Source organism: Shewanella insulae, from assembly GCF_009831655.1.
Taxonomy (GTDB): domain Bacteria; phylum Pseudomonadota; class Gammaproteobacteria; order Enterobacterales; family Shewanellaceae; genus Shewanella; species Shewanella insulae.
In genome coordinates, this window is the sequence record NZ_WRPA01000002.1 from 37,240 (window position 1) to 56,894 (window position 19,655).

Annotated in this window: 12 protein-coding genes and 1 tRNA gene; 5 read left to right on the forward strand and 8 right to left on the reverse strand. The window is 50.3% G+C overall.

Annotated elements, in window-relative coordinates:
• Nucleotides 1-33: 33 nt before the first annotated feature.
• Nucleotides 34-4,638: a Calx-beta domain-containing protein gene (locus GNT65_RS03150; protein WP_160793677.1), complete on the reverse strand. Its 4,605-nt coding sequence runs from the start codon at nucleotides 4,636-4,638 to the stop codon at nucleotides 34-36.
• Nucleotides 4,639-5,036: 398 nt separating this feature from the next.
• Nucleotides 5,037-5,660 carry a response regulator transcription factor gene (locus GNT65_RS03155; protein WP_160793678.1) on the reverse strand — a complete coding sequence of 208 codons (624 nt, stop codon included), beginning with the start codon at nucleotides 5,658-5,660 and terminating at the stop codon, nucleotides 5,037-5,039.
• A gap of 205 nt (nucleotides 5,661-5,865) precedes the next feature.
• On the opposite strand from GNT65_RS03155, the gene GNT65_RS03160 reads away from it, so the two are divergent.
• Together GNT65_RS03160 and GNT65_RS03165 are read left to right on the forward strand one after the other, a co-directional pair.
• A complete protein-coding gene (locus GNT65_RS03160) occupies nucleotides 5,866-7,758 on the forward strand; it encodes a TonB-dependent receptor (protein WP_160793679.1) in 1,893 nt (630 codons plus the stop codon).
• A 373-nt stretch (nucleotides 7,759-8,131) separates the two neighbouring features.
• Entirely contained in the window at nucleotides 8,132-9,094 is a 963-nt protein-coding gene (locus GNT65_RS03165) for a LysR family transcriptional regulator (RefSeq protein ID WP_160793680.1), read from the forward strand.
• 177 nt (nucleotides 9,095-9,271) lie between these two features.
• On the opposite strand, the gene GNT65_RS03170 is transcribed toward GNT65_RS03165, so the two are convergent.
• From GNT65_RS03170 to nrfD, 3 genes are read right to left on the reverse strand one after another with little or no spacing between them, the layout of a single operon-like run.
• A complete protein-coding gene (locus GNT65_RS03170; RefSeq protein ID WP_160793681.1) occupies nucleotides 9,272-12,346 on the reverse strand; it encodes a molybdopterin dinucleotide binding domain-containing protein in 3,075 nt (1,024 codons plus the stop codon).
• Nucleotides 12,347-12,350: 4 nt separating this feature from the next.
• Nucleotides 12,351-13,067, reverse strand: coding sequence for a 4Fe-4S dicluster domain-containing protein (locus tag GNT65_RS03175; protein WP_160793682.1), 717 nt, complete (start codon nucleotides 13,065-13,067; stop codon nucleotides 12,351-12,353).
• Nucleotides 13,068-13,076: 9 nt separating this feature from the next.
• Nucleotides 13,077-13,973 carry an NrfD/PsrC family molybdoenzyme membrane anchor subunit gene (gene nrfD / locus GNT65_RS03180; protein WP_160793683.1) on the reverse strand — a complete coding sequence of 299 codons (897 nt, stop codon included), beginning with the start codon at nucleotides 13,971-13,973 and terminating at the stop codon, nucleotides 13,077-13,079.
• A gap of 553 nt (nucleotides 13,974-14,526) precedes the next feature.
• Here nrfD and GNT65_RS03185 point away from each other — a divergent pair.
• A complete protein-coding gene (locus GNT65_RS03185) occupies nucleotides 14,527-15,204 on the forward strand; it encodes a TorF family putative porin (RefSeq protein WP_160793684.1) in 678 nt (225 codons plus the stop codon).
• A 176-nt stretch (nucleotides 15,205-15,380) separates the two neighbouring features.
• Here the strand turns inward: GNT65_RS03185 and GNT65_RS03190 are convergent.
• Nucleotides 15,381-15,467: transfer RNA gene (locus GNT65_RS03190), tRNA-Leu, on the reverse strand.
• Between the two features lie 199 nt (nucleotides 15,468-15,666).
• On the opposite strand from GNT65_RS03190, the gene GNT65_RS03195 reads away from it, so the two are divergent.
• On the forward strand, nucleotides 15,667-16,950 hold the full coding sequence (locus GNT65_RS03195; RefSeq protein WP_181006140.1) for a tyrosine-type recombinase/integrase: 1,284 nt from the start codon (nucleotides 15,667-15,669) through the stop codon (nucleotides 16,948-16,950).
• A gap of 8 nt (nucleotides 16,951-16,958) precedes the next feature.
• Here GNT65_RS03195 and GNT65_RS03200 read toward each other — a convergent pair whose 3' ends face one another.
• Nucleotides 16,959-17,192, reverse strand: coding sequence for a helix-turn-helix domain-containing protein (locus GNT65_RS03200; protein WP_160793685.1), 234 nt, complete (start codon nucleotides 17,190-17,192; stop codon nucleotides 16,959-16,961).
• 155 nt (nucleotides 17,193-17,347) lie between these two features.
• On the opposite strand from GNT65_RS03200, the gene GNT65_RS03205 reads away from it, so the two are divergent.
• The gene (locus GNT65_RS03205; protein ID WP_160793686.1) at nucleotides 17,348-18,634 is read left to right on the forward strand and encodes a DUF2628 domain-containing protein; all 1,287 of its coding nucleotides are present in this window, start codon (nucleotides 17,348-17,350) and stop codon (nucleotides 18,632-18,634) included.
• A 538-nt stretch (nucleotides 18,635-19,172) separates the two neighbouring features.
• Here the strand turns inward: GNT65_RS03205 and GNT65_RS03210 are convergent.
• The gene (locus tag GNT65_RS03210) at nucleotides 19,173-19,310 is read right to left on the reverse strand and encodes a class IIb bacteriocin, lactobin A/cerein 7B family (protein WP_160793687.1); all 138 of its coding nucleotides are present in this window, start codon (nucleotides 19,308-19,310) and stop codon (nucleotides 19,173-19,175) included.
• Between the last annotated feature and the right edge of the window lie 345 nt (nucleotides 19,311-19,655).

A 19,655-nucleotide genomic window follows, 5' to 3' on the forward strand; every position in this document is an offset into this window, starting at 1 on the left:
CCAGCGCGAGGCTTCGCGCTGGCTTAAACACACTTATGAACAGCGCTGTTGGCGACGGCTAAACAGTGAGCCGATCCCCAGTAGCAGTAGGACTGGGCCAAAGCTACCACCGCTGGACTTCTTGTCTTCCAGCTCAACCGTGGCTATGGTTGCCGCACTCAGCGTGGCACCGCCAGTAGGCTGAGACAGGGCGACGCTAAAGGTCTCCATTGACTCCTCGGCATCATCGCTCAGCAGCTTGATGCTGATGGTCTTGTCGGCCATGTCCATGTCCTCCCACTTGATGACGCCCCAGGCGGCTTCGAAGTCTTCACCCGCCTTGGCTGTTGCATCTATGGTGCGATACTCCAGAGTCAGCGCATTATCACTACCGCCTTTGCGAGCAACCGTCAGGGTCACAGTGCCGTCGGCTTCGTTGGCTCGATATTGCGTCACCGCAAAGCCAAGTTCACCCGGTACACGCTCGTTAACCGTCAGTTTCACAGGGATAGACTGCATCTTGTAAGGGCTGTCGCTGTTAAGCAGCACCTGCACCTCATACTCTCCCGGCGCCATGTTGGCTGCGTCTACATCCAGGGTTACCATCTGGCTTGCCTCGACATCCAAGCCACCGACATTAGGCTTAAGCGACAACCAGTTCACATCCTGGTAGTCACACACGCCTGTCTCTCCTGACTCAACCTCGAACAGCTGTTGGGCCTCGATATCCAAGGCCCACAAATGACCCTGACAATCAATGGTTAGACCCGAACCGCCACCGTCGGCACGACCGTCGATAGCATAACCGCCGATCACTTGGTAATCGTTAGCCACATCCAGAATGTAGATATCGATATCCATAGGCTTAAAGCTGTTGGTTGCCACAAACAGGTGTTTTGACGTTGGATTGAAGGCTAAACCAGAGATAGGCAGACCCACATCGGTCGACTCCAGCAGAGTACCGTCGCTGCTAAAGCGATGGATAAGCCCGTCGATGAAAGAACCCGAGAAGAACTGATCATTCACCGCGTCATAGGCCAGGCCGCGCTGTGAGGTGGTCACATCAGGACAGAGGCGCTTGCCGGTGGCCTGCTTCTCAACCGGATCCAGTTCGTAGATACAACGCTCACCGCCTACCATGATTTGCCATAGCTTACCGGTGCGGCTGTTATAGGTCATCCCCGCATGGGCACCACGGGTCGTCATCAGCGGATGCAGGTCGATCTTGTCTTCGGTCTTGGTGCCATCTTGCTTAAAGCGATAAACCTTGTCATCACCACCGAACACACCCAGGTTATTGATCCACAGATCACCTGTTGCTTGGTCGAATGCCACCCCGTTTGAAGCCACCAGATCGATCGCCCAGCTCTGCACTACCTGGCTCTCTTCAAGGTCCGCTTGCGGCAGAATGAAAGGCACTCGGATATCGCGAGTCGTCAGATCCCACAGGTTCTTAGGTCCAAACTTACGACCACCGATAGCCAGCTTAGGTCCTTCAACAGGTGCTGCCAACGGCGCATTAATCTCACCCAACTTGAAAGTCAGATCGCTGCTGCCTGAGTTTTGGATCTCGAAGTTTTCACTCAGATTTCGACCACTGGTCACAACCAGCTCTATGGACTCGACATCCGAGCCAAGTCGACCCGCCTTGACGCTGAAGTCTTGTGCCGTGACCTCATCGGCCGTGACGCTCACGCTGTCACTCACATCGGCATAGCCCGCCTGATGCAGGCTTATCTGCTGCTCACCCTGCTGCGAAAAGAGCACATACTGGCCTGAGTTGTCGCTTACAGCCTTGTTACCCAAACCATCGACAATCTCGACGTTGGCCACAGGTAGCTGAGTGTTAAAGTCAGTAATGGTTCCGGCTACCAGACCGCCCTCTAGCGAGCTACAACCACGGGCGATAGAGATATCATCTACCTGAGCCCAGTTATCCCACTGCTTGTTGTCACCATAGATGTGGTGATAATGCCAACGCAGACGGAACTCGCTCGCACCTAGCACCTCAGCGGCCAGATCATAGTCCACCAAACGTTCTCTGGTGGTATCAGGGAAGCTCAACAGTGTCTTCCAGGCACTTCCGTCGACACTGATATCCAGATCCACCATTGAGCCGCCAAAGATGCCGCCAACGAAGTCCAGCTTGAACTGTAACGCCGTGCTATTGGCTAGCGCACTGACCGCAACGCTAGGCGATACTAAACTAGTGTCATACTTACCCCAACCATAACGGTCGTTATCCACCGCAGCCGATTTACCGCTACCACCGGTAAAGTTAGGACGATCCCAAGCGGTATTAGTACGCCACTCGATATCATCGCCAGTGGCGTCATTAACCACGGCCCAACCAGCAGGTGGGAAGGTCTGACCATCGAAGCCTTCGAGGATACCGTAAGCCTTGTAACCAGGGGCGCTACAGACGCTACTGTTAACATCCAGCGCGATGGTGACGCCATTGGCTATTTGAGTATCGCTAGCCACAAACTCTACTGACTTCTCGTTATAGCCATTGAGCGAAGTCGAAGCGCTCAGCTTATAGCTCCAGCCTTGATAAAGATCTATGTTGAACTCACCGGTGGCAGGGTCGTTCATCAACTCCAGCGTAGGCGCAAGTTCCCCGGCTAAAGCCAGTTTGGCGGCCAGCGGCCAGCCGTGACCACTGTTGTCGATCACCTTGCCGGTTAGAGTAACCAAAGGTAGCGGTGACAGCGTATCACTCAGGCTCTGCTCGCTATCTTCGGCGATCACTAAATCGACGTGGTTGGCTTCTTGATAACCATAGGCGCGCACGCTGACATCATAGCTGCCCACAGGCATGGTCACTTCATAGTGGCCGTTCTCGTCGGTAAAGGCGGTCACCGCCCCCACTTTCACCATGGCGTTGGCTAGAGGCTTACCTTCGGCGCCCGTGACTGTGCCCATTAGGCTACCTTGAGGACCCGTAGTACAGTTCGGGAACTTGAAGGAGCCGATGCGTGTCATCCAGTCGATATTACCGGCGTTAAGATCTCCATAGTATTCCTGGGTATACCAGAAGGTACAGTCGTCTACCGGGTCCACACTCATGGTGCTGTAGTCACCCCAGCGACCATTGGCGCCGCGCTGTGAACTACCACCAGCCACTAGCTCGTTTTCACCTTGTGGCATGGTGTTAAGGGGATCCGATGCCAGACGACCGGTATAACGGACCGACGGATAGGTGTTAGGGCCAGAAACCGTGTAACCTAAGGCGATGTTGCCCATGGCGTCCATGGCGACACTGCCCATCCAGCGGGTATCGCCGTCCGGCGCGTAGCTGCTCTGCTGGTGGACCGTCGGCGTTGTGCTTGGATTACGGATCTCATACCAGCGAGGGCTCCAGCGATTAGTATCTGCATCGCCGGTAAACACGGTATGGTTTAAAACCATGGCCTCATGATCACCAAAGTTACGATAGGCGAGACGGAACATGAGACGATATGGAATTCTGTCTAGATAGTCTTCGCTACTCACATCCGGCTGAGGAATACAGCCGCCCCTACAACCACTAAACTCCATACCGGTCACCGGCAACATAGCGATCTGCTCAAAGGTAGACTGTTCTGGATTTTGCCAATCAGTCTTGAAGGCCCAGATATGCAACTCATCGGTCGCCGCCCCTTGGCTGTCATCGATAGGTTGCACGAAATAGTTAGGAGCCCCCTCAGGAGGTGCTGTCAATCCATCGAGGTCGGCCGGTAGCATACCACCCAGCTCTGGCGCGGGATCGTCGAAATAAACCATGCGGGCAGGTTCGCCGCGCAGCATCTTCTCACGTTCGAACACCACGGCGCCGGCGCCCCCCCACTGATCTTCACGACCGTCGAGGTAGAATTGGTTCACCGACATATAGTAACCATCTGGCCACACACCAAAGTGTGGATAATCGTTCATCTTGATGTCGCTGATCTTAAAGTCATATAGGTGCCACTCACCGGTTGGGTCCGGCGTTTTGGAGACGGCGATACACTCGTGGTAATCAGCTTGGTTGATGGCGAACTGGCTCATCATCCAGCGATCGGCGAGGGGATCGTAGAGCACAATAGGGTCGCCGTCGTTATTCTGGGCACAGATGCCTCCCAAGCTCTTCCAGATCGCGTTGGTCGGCGTTGGCGGGATCAACTGATTGCCTTGCTTGTCCCAGATGGCGAAAGAGACGTTGACCATCTGCACATAGTGATTTGGGCCGACGTCGCCAGTAGTATCCGGCGGGGCAACACGGTTGATATTGTCGATACCATCGAAGCTCATCAGCGGCGATGGCATGTTGTCGCCGAGGAAATCACGCTGAACAGGATCGGTACCATCCAAGGCCAAAACGCCCATAGATTTACTGGACTTGTTCAGACCTGAGGTACTGTTACTCATGCCGCCAACGAAAGGAAGTTCGAAGTTTTGGATGATCTCGCTGGTCTTTCGGGTGGTTTCACCGGACGCCGAATCCATCTTACCGCGCACAAGACGTGCCTTGGTATCTTTACTCAAATTGAGCGCAATATCGCGCAGCGCTGGGATAGTGACGTTATTAACAGACTTACTAACCACAGGTGCTGACGCAGCAGCCTGTGCGTGATTCACCGTCATCAGGCTGACAAAGCCAAGACACAGGCTGTTGTATAATGTTGACTTTTTGAACATAGTCAAAAGCCTCCTAGTTATTTTATTACTACCAAAATTGCACCTTAAGTCCGTGTTACCCACTTAGCATCGATGCGAATTTTTGTCGTTTGAGTGTGGTTGGTTCGTATACACAAGCTGTTTCACACTACAGGCAGAAATAAATAACCAACTGACAAAGATCAGTTTGGCGAAAAAAAGCGCCGGCTCACTCGGCTTCGCATGCAGGAACAGCGCCGCCAGAGCCGATTGGCTCGAACTAGCGGCTAACCGAGCAGGCAAAAAAATTGAGCTAGAAGTTCGCGACAGAAGGTCGAGATAGAAGATAAAAATGGGGAAATAGGTGTCACGAAAACTGTCTGAGCTTAGAAAGCCAAGACAGTTAGCGAATGAATGGGTGGTGAGGCGGACGCCCTAGGTCAGGCGTCTGAAGACTTGATCAACGTGATGTCGTGTACCAGTTCGGCCAGGGAGTCGCAGGCCATCTTCTCCATCACCCGGGCGCGGTGGATCTCCACGGTACGCTGACTCAGCTCCAGCTCAATGGCGATAAGCTTATTGGATTTACCCATGACGATATTGTCGAGGATCTCCCGCTCACGTCCGGTAAGAGTCGCCAGGCGCTCTTTGATCTGACTCAGCTGCTGATGCACCAGACGCAGCTGCGCCTCCTGCTCCAGCGCCAGATTGATGCGATCCAGCAGCTCCTGATCGCGAAACGGCTTAGGGATGAAGTCGAAGGCGCCTTGGCGCATCGCCTTGACCGCCATGGGCACATCGCCGTGACCACTGATGAAGATGATAGGTAGAGATACTTGACGCTCGTTTAACTTCTGCTGCAGCTCCATGCCGCTCATCTTGGGCATGCGCACGTCCAGCACCAGACAGCCGCTCATCTGCGGCGAATAGTCGTCGAGAAACTCCTGCGCCGAGCAGTACAGCTTGCAGGGCAGGCCGACGGACTCCATCAGAAAGGCCATCGCCTCGCGGATCGCCTCGTCGTTATCGACAATGTATACGGTTTGCTCTATTTGTTGCGCCATCGGCTCATAGGGTCTCATTTTGTTATTTATCTAGGGTATTGCATCGAAGCGGGTGAATTCAATCTAATTTTCCAGTACATCAGTGACGCCATACGCTGCCCCATCTCCCAGGCAAGACAAAATATTTTCAGCCAACTGATCTTTGTCAGTTGGCCGGGCCAGCACCTTGCTAATGTGAGCCCCTAAGCACACTGGAGTAAGCCTCATGTCGATATCTTTGAACAGCATCACCTCATCGATACTCACATCGCTCCTCGTGCTGACTTCTTCATCGGGGTTGGCCGCGCAGTCGATTGAACGTATCACCATCAATGGCAACAGGAATGTCACTCAGAGTCCTGTAGTCACGGCGGCGAACGTCAATACTCTGCATCCGGAAGACAGCGACTCGACCCCGACTAACCTAGCACATTTGTTGCATTCCGTTCCCGGAATTAGTTTTGTCGGCCAGGGAGGGCTTTTTCAAACCGTCGGACTCAGGGGGATGTCCCGTTGGCGAGTGCCCACCTTTATCGGTGACATTCCGCTCTATACAGAACGCCGGGCCGGAACAGCAGCTTCGTTTATACCGCCGCAATTTCTCGAATCGGTCAATGTGATCAAGGGCCCCTCCTCCACCTACTATGGCTCTGGCGCCTTGGGCGGACTGGTACAACTTAATCCCAAACACGCCCACGGTCTGGCGGCCAGTCTGACCCTGACCGATGCAAAGTATGATCAGCAGACCATGGAAGCCGGTAACGAGCAGTGGTCCGTAGCCTTATCGAGACAACACGCAGGCAACAGCAAAGATCTGCAGGGCAATACTCTCTACGACCATTTCGATCAGCAGTCGGCGCTCATCAACCATCACTGGGCATTCGACAATGGCCTGGAGAGCGACACCTTCTACCTCTACAGCGATGGCGACGACATAGGAAAATCCAGCAAGGACTATCCCAACAAGAAGATCGTCTCCTACCCAGACGAGCGGCATCACCTGCTGCAATGGCGTCTGATGCAGCCCCACGACTGGAGCCTAAGCCTGTTCGCCCACGATCAACGTCTGGAGACAGAGACCATACGCCCCGCCAAGCGGGTCAACACGGTCAGCAACGAGTCTCTGGATCTTGGTGGTCACTGGATCAAGGAGTGGCAAGGCGGGGCCTTCAATGGCCGTTGGGGCGCCGACTATATCGCCCGTCGCGGCGTCAAGGCCTCGGAGTTTGAATGCTCGCTGAAAAACGACGGCATCAAGCTGCAGCAAAATATCGACGCCAAACAGGATGAATATGCCCTGTTTGCCGACATCGGTACTCAACTGGAAGATTGGCAACTGGTCGCAGGTATGCGCGCGGCGCGTTATCTGCAAACAGGAGATGGTGCGCAGGATCATTCGGATACCGCCTTCACCGGGTTTGTAGGCGCCGTCTATAACCGCGGCGCGCAGCAAGAGTGGAAGCTTAATATCGGCAATGCCTACCGCTTCCCCTCGCTGACCGAGCACTACTACAGCGGCAGCACAGGGCGCGGCACCATAGTGGCCAATAGCGATCTAGTGCCTGAAACATCCACCACGGCCGAGCTGACCCTGACCGATGTCTATGGCGACTTCGCCTGGCAATTGGCGGGCTACTACTCCCGCGTCAACGACTATATCGAGCGCATCAGCATCGCCGAGGAGACCCTGAGCTACCGCAACGTCAATAGCGGCAGTATCAAGGGAGTGGAATATCGCATCGACTGGCGCCCCAACGAACAGTTTAGTCTGGGCAGTACGGGACAATGGATCGAGGCCGTGAGCGACGATGGCGATCGTCTGGCCGATGCCGGACGCAACGAGCTTGGCATCAACATGGAATACAGCTGGTCCGACTTTAGTTTCAGCACAGGCTATCGCTACCTGGCGCCGGTGAAGGAGCCCGCCTCGGGCGAGCTAACCCGCGATGCCGCCAACTTGGTCGAGGCCGCCATGCATTATCAGATCACCCCGAATCTATCGGCCAAGATCTGGAGCGAAAACCTCACCAACGAGAGCTACTACTACAGCAGCGACGAGTTGGCGACCCTGGCAAGAGGCAGACAATTTGGCATTACCCTAAGCTACCAGTTTCAGTAGCCAACCCTTTTTAACCCCTGAGGCAGGCATCAAGAGACGGGTGCCCACCTCTTTTTAACCTTAGCTATACTCCCAGAGCATGGACGCTTCTTTTTTTACCTGACTTTTGCACCCTATGAGCTTAATGTTATTAGCCCCTCCCTCAAGGATCCTCACCATATTTTTATTTATCATTCATCTATTAAAGAATTTATTATTACCAAATTTAATATCTGAATTTGCCGCCGGTCATGAGAGTTAAAAATTATTTTTACCTCACTATTATTCTTTAGTCGATAAAAGCCAATCTAACACACAGAATAGCCAGGCTAATTTGTTTAACAGCCTGAGAACATGATAAAAATAGACCACTATCACCGCAGCTTTTTCTCCCATGAATATAGATAAACTCGATTATCACTCGCTGGTTATTTTCGAATCCATCAGTCGTCACTTAAACGCAGGCCTGGTGGCCAATGAGCTGGGCATGAGTATCTCCTCTGTTAGCCGTCACTTAGGGATACTGCGCGACATCTTTAAGGACGCGCTCTTCATTCGCCGGGCACAAGGTTTTGTTTTATCAGATAAGGCCATCCAGCTTCTGCCCTATATCAAACAGTTGCTCCATGACTATCAGGTAATCAAACATAACCATATTCATTTCAATCCTCTCACCGCCCGGGGCCACTTTAAGATCTACGCCTATAACGAGTTTACCTATGTGATCAACAAGGTAATTCACCAATATATATTGACTCAGGCGCCCAATTTAAGCTTCGAGGTGCGCACCCTCTCCAGCGATTGCAGCCGCGCCATCGAACATGGAGAAATAGATTTCGCCGTGGTCTACGAAAGATTTAAAGATCATAAGATCATCAGCGAAATGTTTTCGCCTACCGAAGAACTATTCCTCATAGCCAAGGAGGGACACCCGGTATTTTCCGAGGCATTTACCTTAGAAAACTTATGCCAATATGATTATTTCTCCCTGGATAACTATAACGATCTGTCTATTCCCTTACTGGAGCAGCTCGGCAAGAAGGAGGGGATGGCGGTGAACATGCTCGGCGCCACAGATAATATCGCGGCTCTGAGTCGCCATATTCTCGATAGCCGCGCCATCTCAATGAGCTGTAACGTCTTCACCCGTGAGTTTTACGCTCTGATCAAGGGAATACAGACTGCTCCACTACCGAGCGAGCTCACCGAGCGGTTACTCGAGCAGATCACCGTCGGACGCCGGGTCGGCAACTACCTCATCTATTCGGAGATCAACCAATCCCCTACCCACCACTGGCTCAAGCAGCAGCTATTCAACGGCATACGTGACGAGTGGTATCTGGCCATGAGGCGTTAATAAAGAAAAACTCTATTTATCAAAACCACGGATAAATAGAGTATCTAGGTAAAATCTTTGTCGCTAAGACAGGAGATGGGGGCAAGAGTGTCCTATCCGAGTGATTGACGACAAAGACAGGCCTAACAACAGCGTAAGCGATGCGCCGCCCAGATACGAGGCGGCGCTTTCTTTGGATCACACCTTACGGATCGCCACCGGCACCCCGTGTCTGGCGGTCGAACCAAAGGTTCTGTCCCGGTAGAGGCTGGCGCCCTTACGGCTAGGATCCACTATGTTAAAGGGGTTGGGACAGATGCCCGTACCTCGCGATGGGATCCCAGGGATCACCTGACCATCGATCTCGAGATCGCTGGCACCGAAGCACCAATGGCCATATCCCATACCCACCACTATGGTGTTGCGGGCCACCGTCTTGTCGGCCTGCACTATTCCCTCGATATGCTTGCCCTTAGGTGACAGCACCTGCGCCCTATCGCCATCCTTGATGTCGAACTTGGCGGCGTCATCCTCATGCAGATGGATATAGTTGGTCTCGCCCAATGCAGTGATCCGCGGCAGCGCCACAGAATAAGGGCTGCGCAGATGCAGCTTAAAGGTCGACAGGTTGAAGGGATACTCGTTCACCTTCCACAGCTGACGCACCGCCGAGCCATCCCAGAAACGATCCACATCATAGACGGGTTGACCGTCGTTAAACTGTCCGCTGTAGGAATCCTTCACCCGAGCCAGGGACTCGTTGTACACCTGAAACTGGGTATCCATGCGCATCATGGGATTGAAGAACTCCCCTTCGTAGCGCTCGTCCACCCGCTCGTAACGTCCTCCTCGGGTTAGCATATAGGCGGTAGGCCCCAGCTCTTCAGGCTTGAGCCTGGCCTTGAACAGCGGCAATACCCTATCCACACTGGTAAAGGCAATATCCTCCTCCGTGGGCGATGGCAGCACAGAACCTGTATGGGCAATATTGGCAAACAGGGGCACGTAGAAGTCCGCCGGTTCGTGAATCGGCAAATCTCGTCCCTCGAGGTCCTTAAACGCCTTTTCACCCATACCAGGCAGGCCTATCGCCTTGCTGATATCGATCAGGAACTGCTCCATGTTGACGTCGTTACCCTGAGCTGTCTTAACGTTACGCGAAGCCACCACGGGCACACAGGCCACATCGCCGACAAATTCGCTGCCCCACATGCGTGAGTTGGCCCACTGCTCATACTGCAGTGAGTCCGGCACTATGTAGTCGGCCAAGACATTGGTCTCGTTGATGTAAGGATCCAGGGCGATGATCAGTCCCAACTGCTTGGGATCTTTGATGGAGTCCTCCACCTGGTCCTGCAGGCCAGAGCAGCCATAGATGGGGTTAGTCGCCCAGGTGATCCAGGCCTTGAACTGAAAAGGATTCTTGTTAGCATGGGCCACCAGCAGCTCGCCGCTGTTGTCCTGCACAAAGGTGTTGTTCCAGGGCTGCTCCGCCGGGTAAGGATCTATCCCCTTAGCAACTTTCTGCTGGTACTCATGGCTCTGTTCATAGTCGCCAGAGCGCTCGGCATTGAAACCGGTCAGCGAGGTGTGCTCGAAGTCCATCAGGTTATAGAGAGGGCCGTCGTAGATGTCATACATGGCGGCGTAACCCACACCGCCCATGTGCATCATGCCCCCCTTGGCATTATGTGCGCCCACCAGAGTGCCCAGCATGATCATGGCAAAGGTAAACTGGCCACCATCGGAGGCATTACAGCCGGTACAGGTCTCGATTGCCACGCTACGGCCATGGGAAGTGAACTCCTTGGCGAGTTCCTCAATCTTGGCCATTGAGATACCGCAGCGCTCGGAGAGCAGGCGCATGGAATAGCCGTTTACTCTCTGTTTGAGCAGCGAGAAGGCGGTTTCCACTTGCAGTTCGACGCCGTTACCGATCGCCAGCTTGCCTTTATAAAATAGCTCGGCAGGCTTATCGCTTTCACCCGTCACCAACTGGCCCGAGGCCTTATCGATCACCATCTTAACCTCGGCATCCCCTAGACCACAGGCCTCTGCAGTGAGGAACTGGTTATAGAGGGGGTGACCCGACTCTTTCACCACCAGGTAGGTGGCGTTGGTGTAATTGATCTCGCCGATGGCATCGGCACACGCCTGGCTCGGCGCCTCTAGGTAGGCGCGGCGATAGCGATCATGATTGATGATGTACTGCATCATGGCGAACATCAGCGCGGTATCGCCACCCGAGATGATGGGCAGCCACTCACCCTGACTGTTATCCACCTCAGAGGTTAAGGAACGCAAGATGGGGTCCACCACCACATATTTGAAATCGGGGCGATCGCTACGGGCCTTGGCCAGACGGCGCGACCCCACGTTAAGGCCATTGCCACTGAGCCCAGGGTTGGTACCGATGAAGATGGCAAACTTGGTCTCTTCATAGTCCACCTGGGGTAAGGCCATCTCGTCGACGGCGTCGAAGCAGCCCAGGGCACAACCCGCCACCTGCTGGTGACCACAGTAAGAGTCTTTATTGCCTATGTTGGGCGTGCCCCAGCACTCCTTTACGAAACGGTGTAAAAAATCGGCCCGGGCCCCCTGCTCTGAGGAGGTTGAGACCAGCAGTTGATTCTTCACCGGACCGAAATCGGGATACTTGGGATTGGCCAGGGCAGGATTATCATGTATCGCCCTCAGCCCCTCGACCTTGCCTTCGCCGAAGAGATCGCCGCCCTCAATCACCTCCTTGAGCAGCTGCTCATAGGAGATGCTCTGCCAGCGATTCTCGCCTCGTTTACCCACCCGCTTGAGGCACTGGGTAACGCGATGCTTGTCCTCGAATGCGTCGGGCACCGCATTGCCACGACCACACAGGGTGGCGCGATTGCTCTGGCTTAGACCGCTGACGGCGGAAAGTTGTATCATCGCCTCCTTGGGCGGCATCTCCATGGTAAAGGGCTGGCCCGCGTTATTGGTCAAGGTATAGGGGTTACCCACGGCGCGCAGCACCTTGTCAGTCTTGTTGTCTATGCTGACCCGGGCACCGCAGACGTTGAAGCAGCCGAAACACTTAGAGAAGGCGAAACGCTGCTCAGGATTTTCCACCAGCTGCTTGTCCTTGTCGAAGTAATACTCCGGAGTCAAGGAAGTCGGGGCATAACGGCCGATCTCGGCGTCTGTCGTCTTGGCCTTTGTCGCGGCCTTTGCGCCCAATGCGCCCGTTGTCATCACGGCGGCAACCGAACCCGCCTTTAAAAAATCTCTACGATCCATGCTGCTACCTCTGCCAGGTTTGGGGAGAATTGATACTGTATGCCGTGTTGCTCTCGTCTTGAGTCAAGCCGATATAGAACACATTGGGGGAGGTTTGCTTACCGGCCTGCAACACCAGAGGCCTATGTTGACGGATAAGCTTTGAGACTTCGCTCTCGGGATCATTGATATCACCAAAGACACGGGCGCCACCGGTACAGGTCTCGACACAGGCTGGCAGCAGGCCGCGGCTGGTACGCTGAATACAGAAATTACATTTATCCACTGTGCCCGTGGCCGAGTGGGTGAAACGCACCCCATCGTAGGGGCAGGCCTGGATGCAGTAGTTACAGCCGATACACAGCTGTGAGTCCACCACCACTATGCCGTCCTGCTCGCGCTTAAAGGTGGCGCCCGTCGGACAAACAGACACGCATGAGGGCTTGTCACAGTTATTGCAAAGAATCGGCATGTTAAATACATACTGCTTACCATTCAGATCCACACTATGTTGCGGCACCTGAGTCCTGTGTTCTTCCGGCAAGTTGCCGTTTTCTACCCCACAGGAGACCACACAGGCCTTACAACCGTTGCAGCGCCCGAGATCGATCACCATGGCCAGACGCTTCTTGCCCTGGCGACGAATGTCGGCGATCACAGGATCGGCGGAGACAAACATCATGCCCGTGGTTGCTATGGCGCCGCCGGCCAGGAGTTTGAGTGTTCTTCTTCTATCTAACATCTTTAGCTCCTAATAAGACTGACCGGCTAACAAGACCGAATAACGTAAACAGAAGGCGCCGACTAAGGTGAGTGCGGCGATGCCGTACTCCTTAGCATGAGACACGCCGACTCTGCCCATGATGGAGGTAATATTCAGCAACAGCGGCAGCACCAGGCCGACCACTACGGCGCCGAGCCACCAGATCTTACCGGCCGATGTCGCCATCCCCAGTAGATTGTCCAGACCATAGAACTTACTCACATTGGCGATGGCATAAACGAAGATGCCCAGCACAAACAGTTCGATTAGCATCACCATAGAATCCGCCTTAGCAAAACGATGATGTGGGTCGCTCTGTTTTAGCCAGGTCTTGACGATCAATACCACGGCGGCGCCGGAAGAGATGGCAGACACCAGAAAGATCACCACCAAGATGCTGTTAGACCAGACGATATTGTGTTTAATGTCACCGATCAGCAGCGCAGTGTAGGAGGCGACACAGACCGCGAGGATAAGATTGATCAACGCATAACCACGACTGGAAAAGGTTTCTTGATTGCACCGCTTAAAGGAGAAGCAAAACAGCAGTGCGAAGACGATCGCCAGGGTCAAGAGCCAGGTACCTATACTCATCATGGAACTGGGCTCAAAGGTCATGAACAGGCGATAGAAGCGCAGTAGCTTACTCATATCACCGTTGAAGATGCCGTACTGGAAAGAGGTCAGATCGAAGACGATCATTCCAGTACCCAACATCAGGAGTAACAAACCTGCGATGGCACTAAATTTCGCCGTCGACCAATGGTGGGTGTGCACCACCTTCTCGGACAAAACCAGGGCACCACTGATAAACAAGGCCCCCGCTCCCGCACCGGCTAAGAACAGATAGGCTGCCACCAACAGCCCCCAATGCACTTCGCTCATAGACATTCCTTATTATTTTATTTACCACTTTACCCAGACAGATTAATTAATGTCGCCTGAGGAAAGATATTTAAGATGATGTATAACAGACCAAGCGGGTGAGATAACCTTAATCACCCTTATTAAAATCATACAAATCAAAATAAAATAAATAAGGAGCCAGATCACACTAACCTTTAAGCATATTGACTCAATAATGATAATTTGAAGAAAGTAGTTATTTTCACTTTTCGAGAAATCATTTTATGACTATGCCATAAAGCACCCAACCATCGAAAAAACAACATCAGTACAATAAAAACAACAACTTAACCACTAAGCATTAAACCTAAACCACCCTCGAATCTCTCATGCAAGATGCAAATTGCATTTTTACAAAAGTAGAAAAAAGTCACTCAGTCACAAACAAACAATATTTTAATAAAATGTGATTATTTTATTTAATTCCATTTATTACAATCTAACCACCACAATAAACGTGGCAAAATAAATATTCCACTCCAATTAATATCAAATTTATTAGAACAAACTAAAAATTGTTTAAGGGTTGATAATGAATAAGATAATACTCTCCTCTTGCGCCTTAGCCATCGCCTGTACTATGAGCCAACCTCTGGCAGCCGAAGAAAGTCAATTCGCCGCCTCGGGTGTACTCATGGGGCTCAGCAACTACCTGTGGCGCGGCCAGACCATCAGCGACAACAAGCCCACACTTCAGGGCGATCTCATGGTGGAACACGAAAGTGGCTTCTATCTGGGGACCTCCTTCGAGACCTATCGATATGAGGATGAAGGCAGCGTCTACAACGACTATGAAATCGATTATTACGGCGGCTACTACCAGATGATCACCGAAGATCTGGGCCTGGGTTTCAACGCCATGAAATACACCTATGGCGCGGGCGGCTACAGCGTCGAGTACGCGGTCAGTGTCGACTACAAGGCGCTTAATCTGATGGTGAACTACGACCAAGACATTGAGGCCTGGTATACCGAGGTGAACTATGGCTTCGACCTGTTTAACGACAGCCAATTGGTCGCCCATGCAGGCCTGTTTACCGATGCTGAAAACTATGGCTATCTCGACAAAGGAAAGGTTGCCGACAGCATCTATGATGTAGGACTGCGCTATCGCTACCCCCTACTGTCCCAGCTAGATCTCATGCTAGAGATCAGCTATCAGGAGTTCGAACACGACCACTATATGATAGGTCTCGCCTACAACTTCTAATCGTTGAGTATCAATCGAGAAAAATAAGCAAGAGATGGAGCGTCGACGGCGCTCCAGCTGCTTGGACTGCTAGCTGGCTACTGAAATGACTTCAAACAGCAATAAATTTCAGGCATAAAAAAACCTGCTATTAAGCAGGTTCTTATCTCTTCTAGAGAGGATTTGCATCAACAAGTTGGTACAGATGGCGAGACTTGAACTCGCACGGCCGTTAAGCCACTAGCACCTGAAGCTAGCGTGTCTACCAATTCCACCACATCTGCATCTTGTCAGTCTGATCTTACCGCTATTCTCACTAGGAGAGCAACTGATAATGGTACCGAAGGACGGACTTGAACCGTCACTCCCGAAGGAAACGGATTTTGAATATATCGTGCGTAATATCACTATTATTTTTCATATAGTTACGATATAAAGTATGGACTTTGCAAATTCTTTGCATATCAACATAAGACGCAGACTATGAGTAAACAGGTCGAACGGCACGATATCTCCGACGAATTATACATATACCTCCAGGATAATAGCGAGCGTTGGTATGCTCGTATTAAAGTCGCAGGTAAGTGGCGTTCAAAGGCCACCAAGCAAAAAGACAAAGAGAAAGCGATTGCTATGGCCTATCGCCTTCAAATGGAATACCAGTTCATGGCAGACCGAAATCTGCTAGTGAGTTCCAAGCGTTTTCGCGATGTTGCAGAGAATGTCATAAGCAACATGCAAACGGCCTTAGATAACGGAACCGGAGCCGTTAACTACAAGATCTATATACAAGTGCTACGCAAGTACCATATTCCATTTTTTGATCGCACTTACATTACCTCAATAGATAGTGAAAAGTTGCGTGATTTTGATAAGTGGCGCATCGAACAATTCGACAGAGTACCTGCCAAATCGACACTACTCAATCACAATGCAGCTATGCAATTAGTGTTCAAAGAAGCAGTTGAAAATAAGTGGATGTTAGCCGCTCAGGTACCCTCTTTGTCCACCAAAGGCATAGAGTCACAACGGCGAGCGCATTTCTCACCCGAGGAATACGATAAAGTTTTCGATGCGGTATTGGCGCTTGAGCAAAACAGTCGGAAAGAAAAAACCCGTCAAATTCGCGAATTACTGCTGGATTATATGGAGTTTGCGGTCAATACAGGCATTCGACCTGGGACTGAAATGGAAAGTCTCACCTGGGGCGACATCCACATAGATACCAACGAACACAACATCATTTTCTATATAACGGTAACTAAGGGTAAAACGGTCAAACATACAGGAACTCGTGAAGTTGTATGCCGTGACGAAATCTTCTCTAGTATCCAAACACTTAGGGAACGATTTCCGAATCGCAAACGCACGGACAAACTGTTTCGATTAGCCGATGGAAGTGAAACCAAAGAGCTTGGCAAAGCCTTTGATAAAGCTCTAACCGAAATAGGCTTAAAATCCTCCCCGCATGGTGTGAGAACGCTCTACTCATTGCGCCATACCTACATTACATGGCAATTAACGTCAGGAAACGTCAGCATGGAGGTGTTGGCTAAACAATGTGGTACTAGCATCGCCATGATCGAACAACACTACAGCCACATGACGCCGAAAATGTATAGTAAAGAACTATCTGGTGTTGATTTGGGCAAATCCAGACCCGGCTTAAAACCCAAAAGAACACTTGGCAGCAAGCAAAATCAAGCAAGACTCTCAAAGCTATTTAAAGATTGGCAAGTGAGCTATAAGCAACGAGGCTGCATTTAAGCTTATTGTTAAATCTGACCTTTTAAAGTCGCTCTACTTGGCAGCAAATCTAGCGCCTCACAGTCAAGTACCTCGGCAATTTTGTAAAGCATGTCGAGCGTGATATTTGCCTCGGCCCGTTCTATACGGCCGATATAGCTGCGATCGATATCGGCTTGCAGCGCCAATTCATCCTGAGACATCCCTCGGGATTTACGCACTTGTCGCACAGCTCTACCAACTTCTATCGCTAACGTTTTCATAGGGTTCCTTATTCGAATCGGAACCACTATGAGAATTTGCTTCACAATTAACCACGGATTATAATCCGCAAAAGTGCTTATAATCCTCTTTTAAGCCGTGAGCCTGCAAGGAATCTCGCTAAGCCAGCTCATAACTAACGCAGAAGGAATTACTCATGACATCATTCAACCTAATCTTCAAAGGCGAAATACTTGAAGGGAAAGATAGGCATAAACTCAGCTTGGCATTGGCTAAGTTCCTCAGTGTACCGGAGTCCAAAGCCCATTTGTTATTTTCAGGTAACCCTATTAGCATCAAAAAAGGCCTGACAGCGACTCAGGCTGAGGCCATAAAGTCAAAATTGCTTTCTGCTGGAATCATTACTTATCTAAAGCAAGTGCCAGCTGGCGAGAGTTCTGTGCTGGTAAAACAGCCAGAATCTAAACCTAAAAACTACCCGATAACAAAACTGTCTTCTGAAACCAAAACTTCATCAGTTAAATCGAAAGTCACCTATGAGGGACTAAGCTCCCGTTGGCAGAAAATTTTCGCAGAGTTCGATTTTCGACAGGCTGATAAGTTAGGGTATTTTGCATCTGCCAAAAGCCAGCCGCACTTATCCCGCTCTAAAAAGGAACAAATCAAAGGACAGAACATCATCAACTTTAATGTGCTGGCATTCATTTTTGGCCCTTTTTATTACATGACAAAAGGAATGTGGAAGAAAGGGCTATACCTACTCTTGCTTACTTTGGCTCTGAATCTGCTAACCGTGGTGATTGTGTCATTATTCACAGACAGAGACATAAGCACGATGCTCTACATCATCAACTCTACTATCTACGGCTTAACCGCTAATTATGATTACTACCGCTATTACAAATTGGGCGAAACAACCTGGAGCTGGATGCCCAAATGGATGGCAAGTGGTATAACCACAGTATCCTTGGTTACTACCAGTTTTCTTGGTGTTCTGCTGCTCGCATACTCTGAGATGGCGGCAGCCGATAATGTATCCATAATCCAGGATGGTTACTTAACGGGTTATAAGCAGACGACCATTGGCCAAGCATTTGATAATTGGCAGGCTTGTACCAAGACATCATGGCGCGAGCAGCAAGCCAATAACGGAGCGATCAGCGTCATCTATCAATGCAGTATGGATGCTAATCAAGTGAAAAGCCTTGCGAAACAATCTTTGGTGTTTGTGACGGGTCAAATAGATGACGGCTTTCTGGCTCATATAGATGTCGCTATACTGGCAGTAAGTTTCCAGATCAATATTGATGACACCTTTGAAATTAACGGTGCTCAATGGGCATTCAAGTACGGTGAAGGGAAAAAATATACTCCTTTTGTCAATCCGGATTATGTACTGAAAGACATCTACACGAATCGCCTCAATGGCTCGGTTTCCGATGCATTTACACTGGATAATCTAGTGATTAATGGCGTGAACTAGAAACACGAAGGTATGACAAACAGCACGACCTACAACAATCCGCTAACTCAACCATCACTAAATGAATACCAAGCCATGGCCAAATTTAGTTGGCCACTACACCCTAACCGCTTTTTTATGAAAAAATATACTCAACTAAAAACTAGAGCCAACATAATCCCTACTTTCTTTATTGAGCTTAATAGAAATGATATTAACGTATACCTCCTTAACCTTGGAAATAAGTCATGACATACAACACGACCACTGTTAATTTCAGTGAGTGACACTTTATTTATTGGAAACAAAATAGTTTTAAGCTCATATTCCTTACCTTCAACTTTCAAGTAAAACCTCTTAAAAGGAAGCCAAAGAAACTGCTTAAACAAACACGAATCTCCTATAGAACAAGATAGTTCACCTGTTACAACTTTATATTTAAAATTGTATAACCGATCATTTAAGACAACCACCTTATCATATACAAACATTCGCAATCTCTCACTCTAAACATTAATGCATAAAGGACTGGTAACTCAGCCCTTTATACATCAGGATATTATTGAGCCTTATTATATAAAGCCGCAGAGGCCCAGCCTAATGCTACACGACCGACAAACATTACAACAGGAACCCACCCACCATGAACTTGTTCAATCTCATTCAAAGTCAACTCTTCAATCTTTGAATCTTGCATAACATATTTCTTAATTAAATTTTAAAATTCATATCCACCTGAATACATTGAACGTGATATTCATTCGCATTCATAATGTTAAACAGGGGAGGGAAACTCAATAAAGAATGTTCCCCTTACTATTATTGTTGCCATTTCCCACATAAAGCGGATGACGTAACCTCACCCGACGATCATGCTATTATTACCTTTGGTTATAGAAAACCTTCCTGCAATCTTTGCAGTGCATTTTAATTGGAAATAATTGAACTCCAATAAAAAATGAGACCAGCAATAATATTGGAAACAGTAAAACAGAAGTTATACTCCAGATTACTCTAGTTTCTCTTGACCCACAGAAAGGGC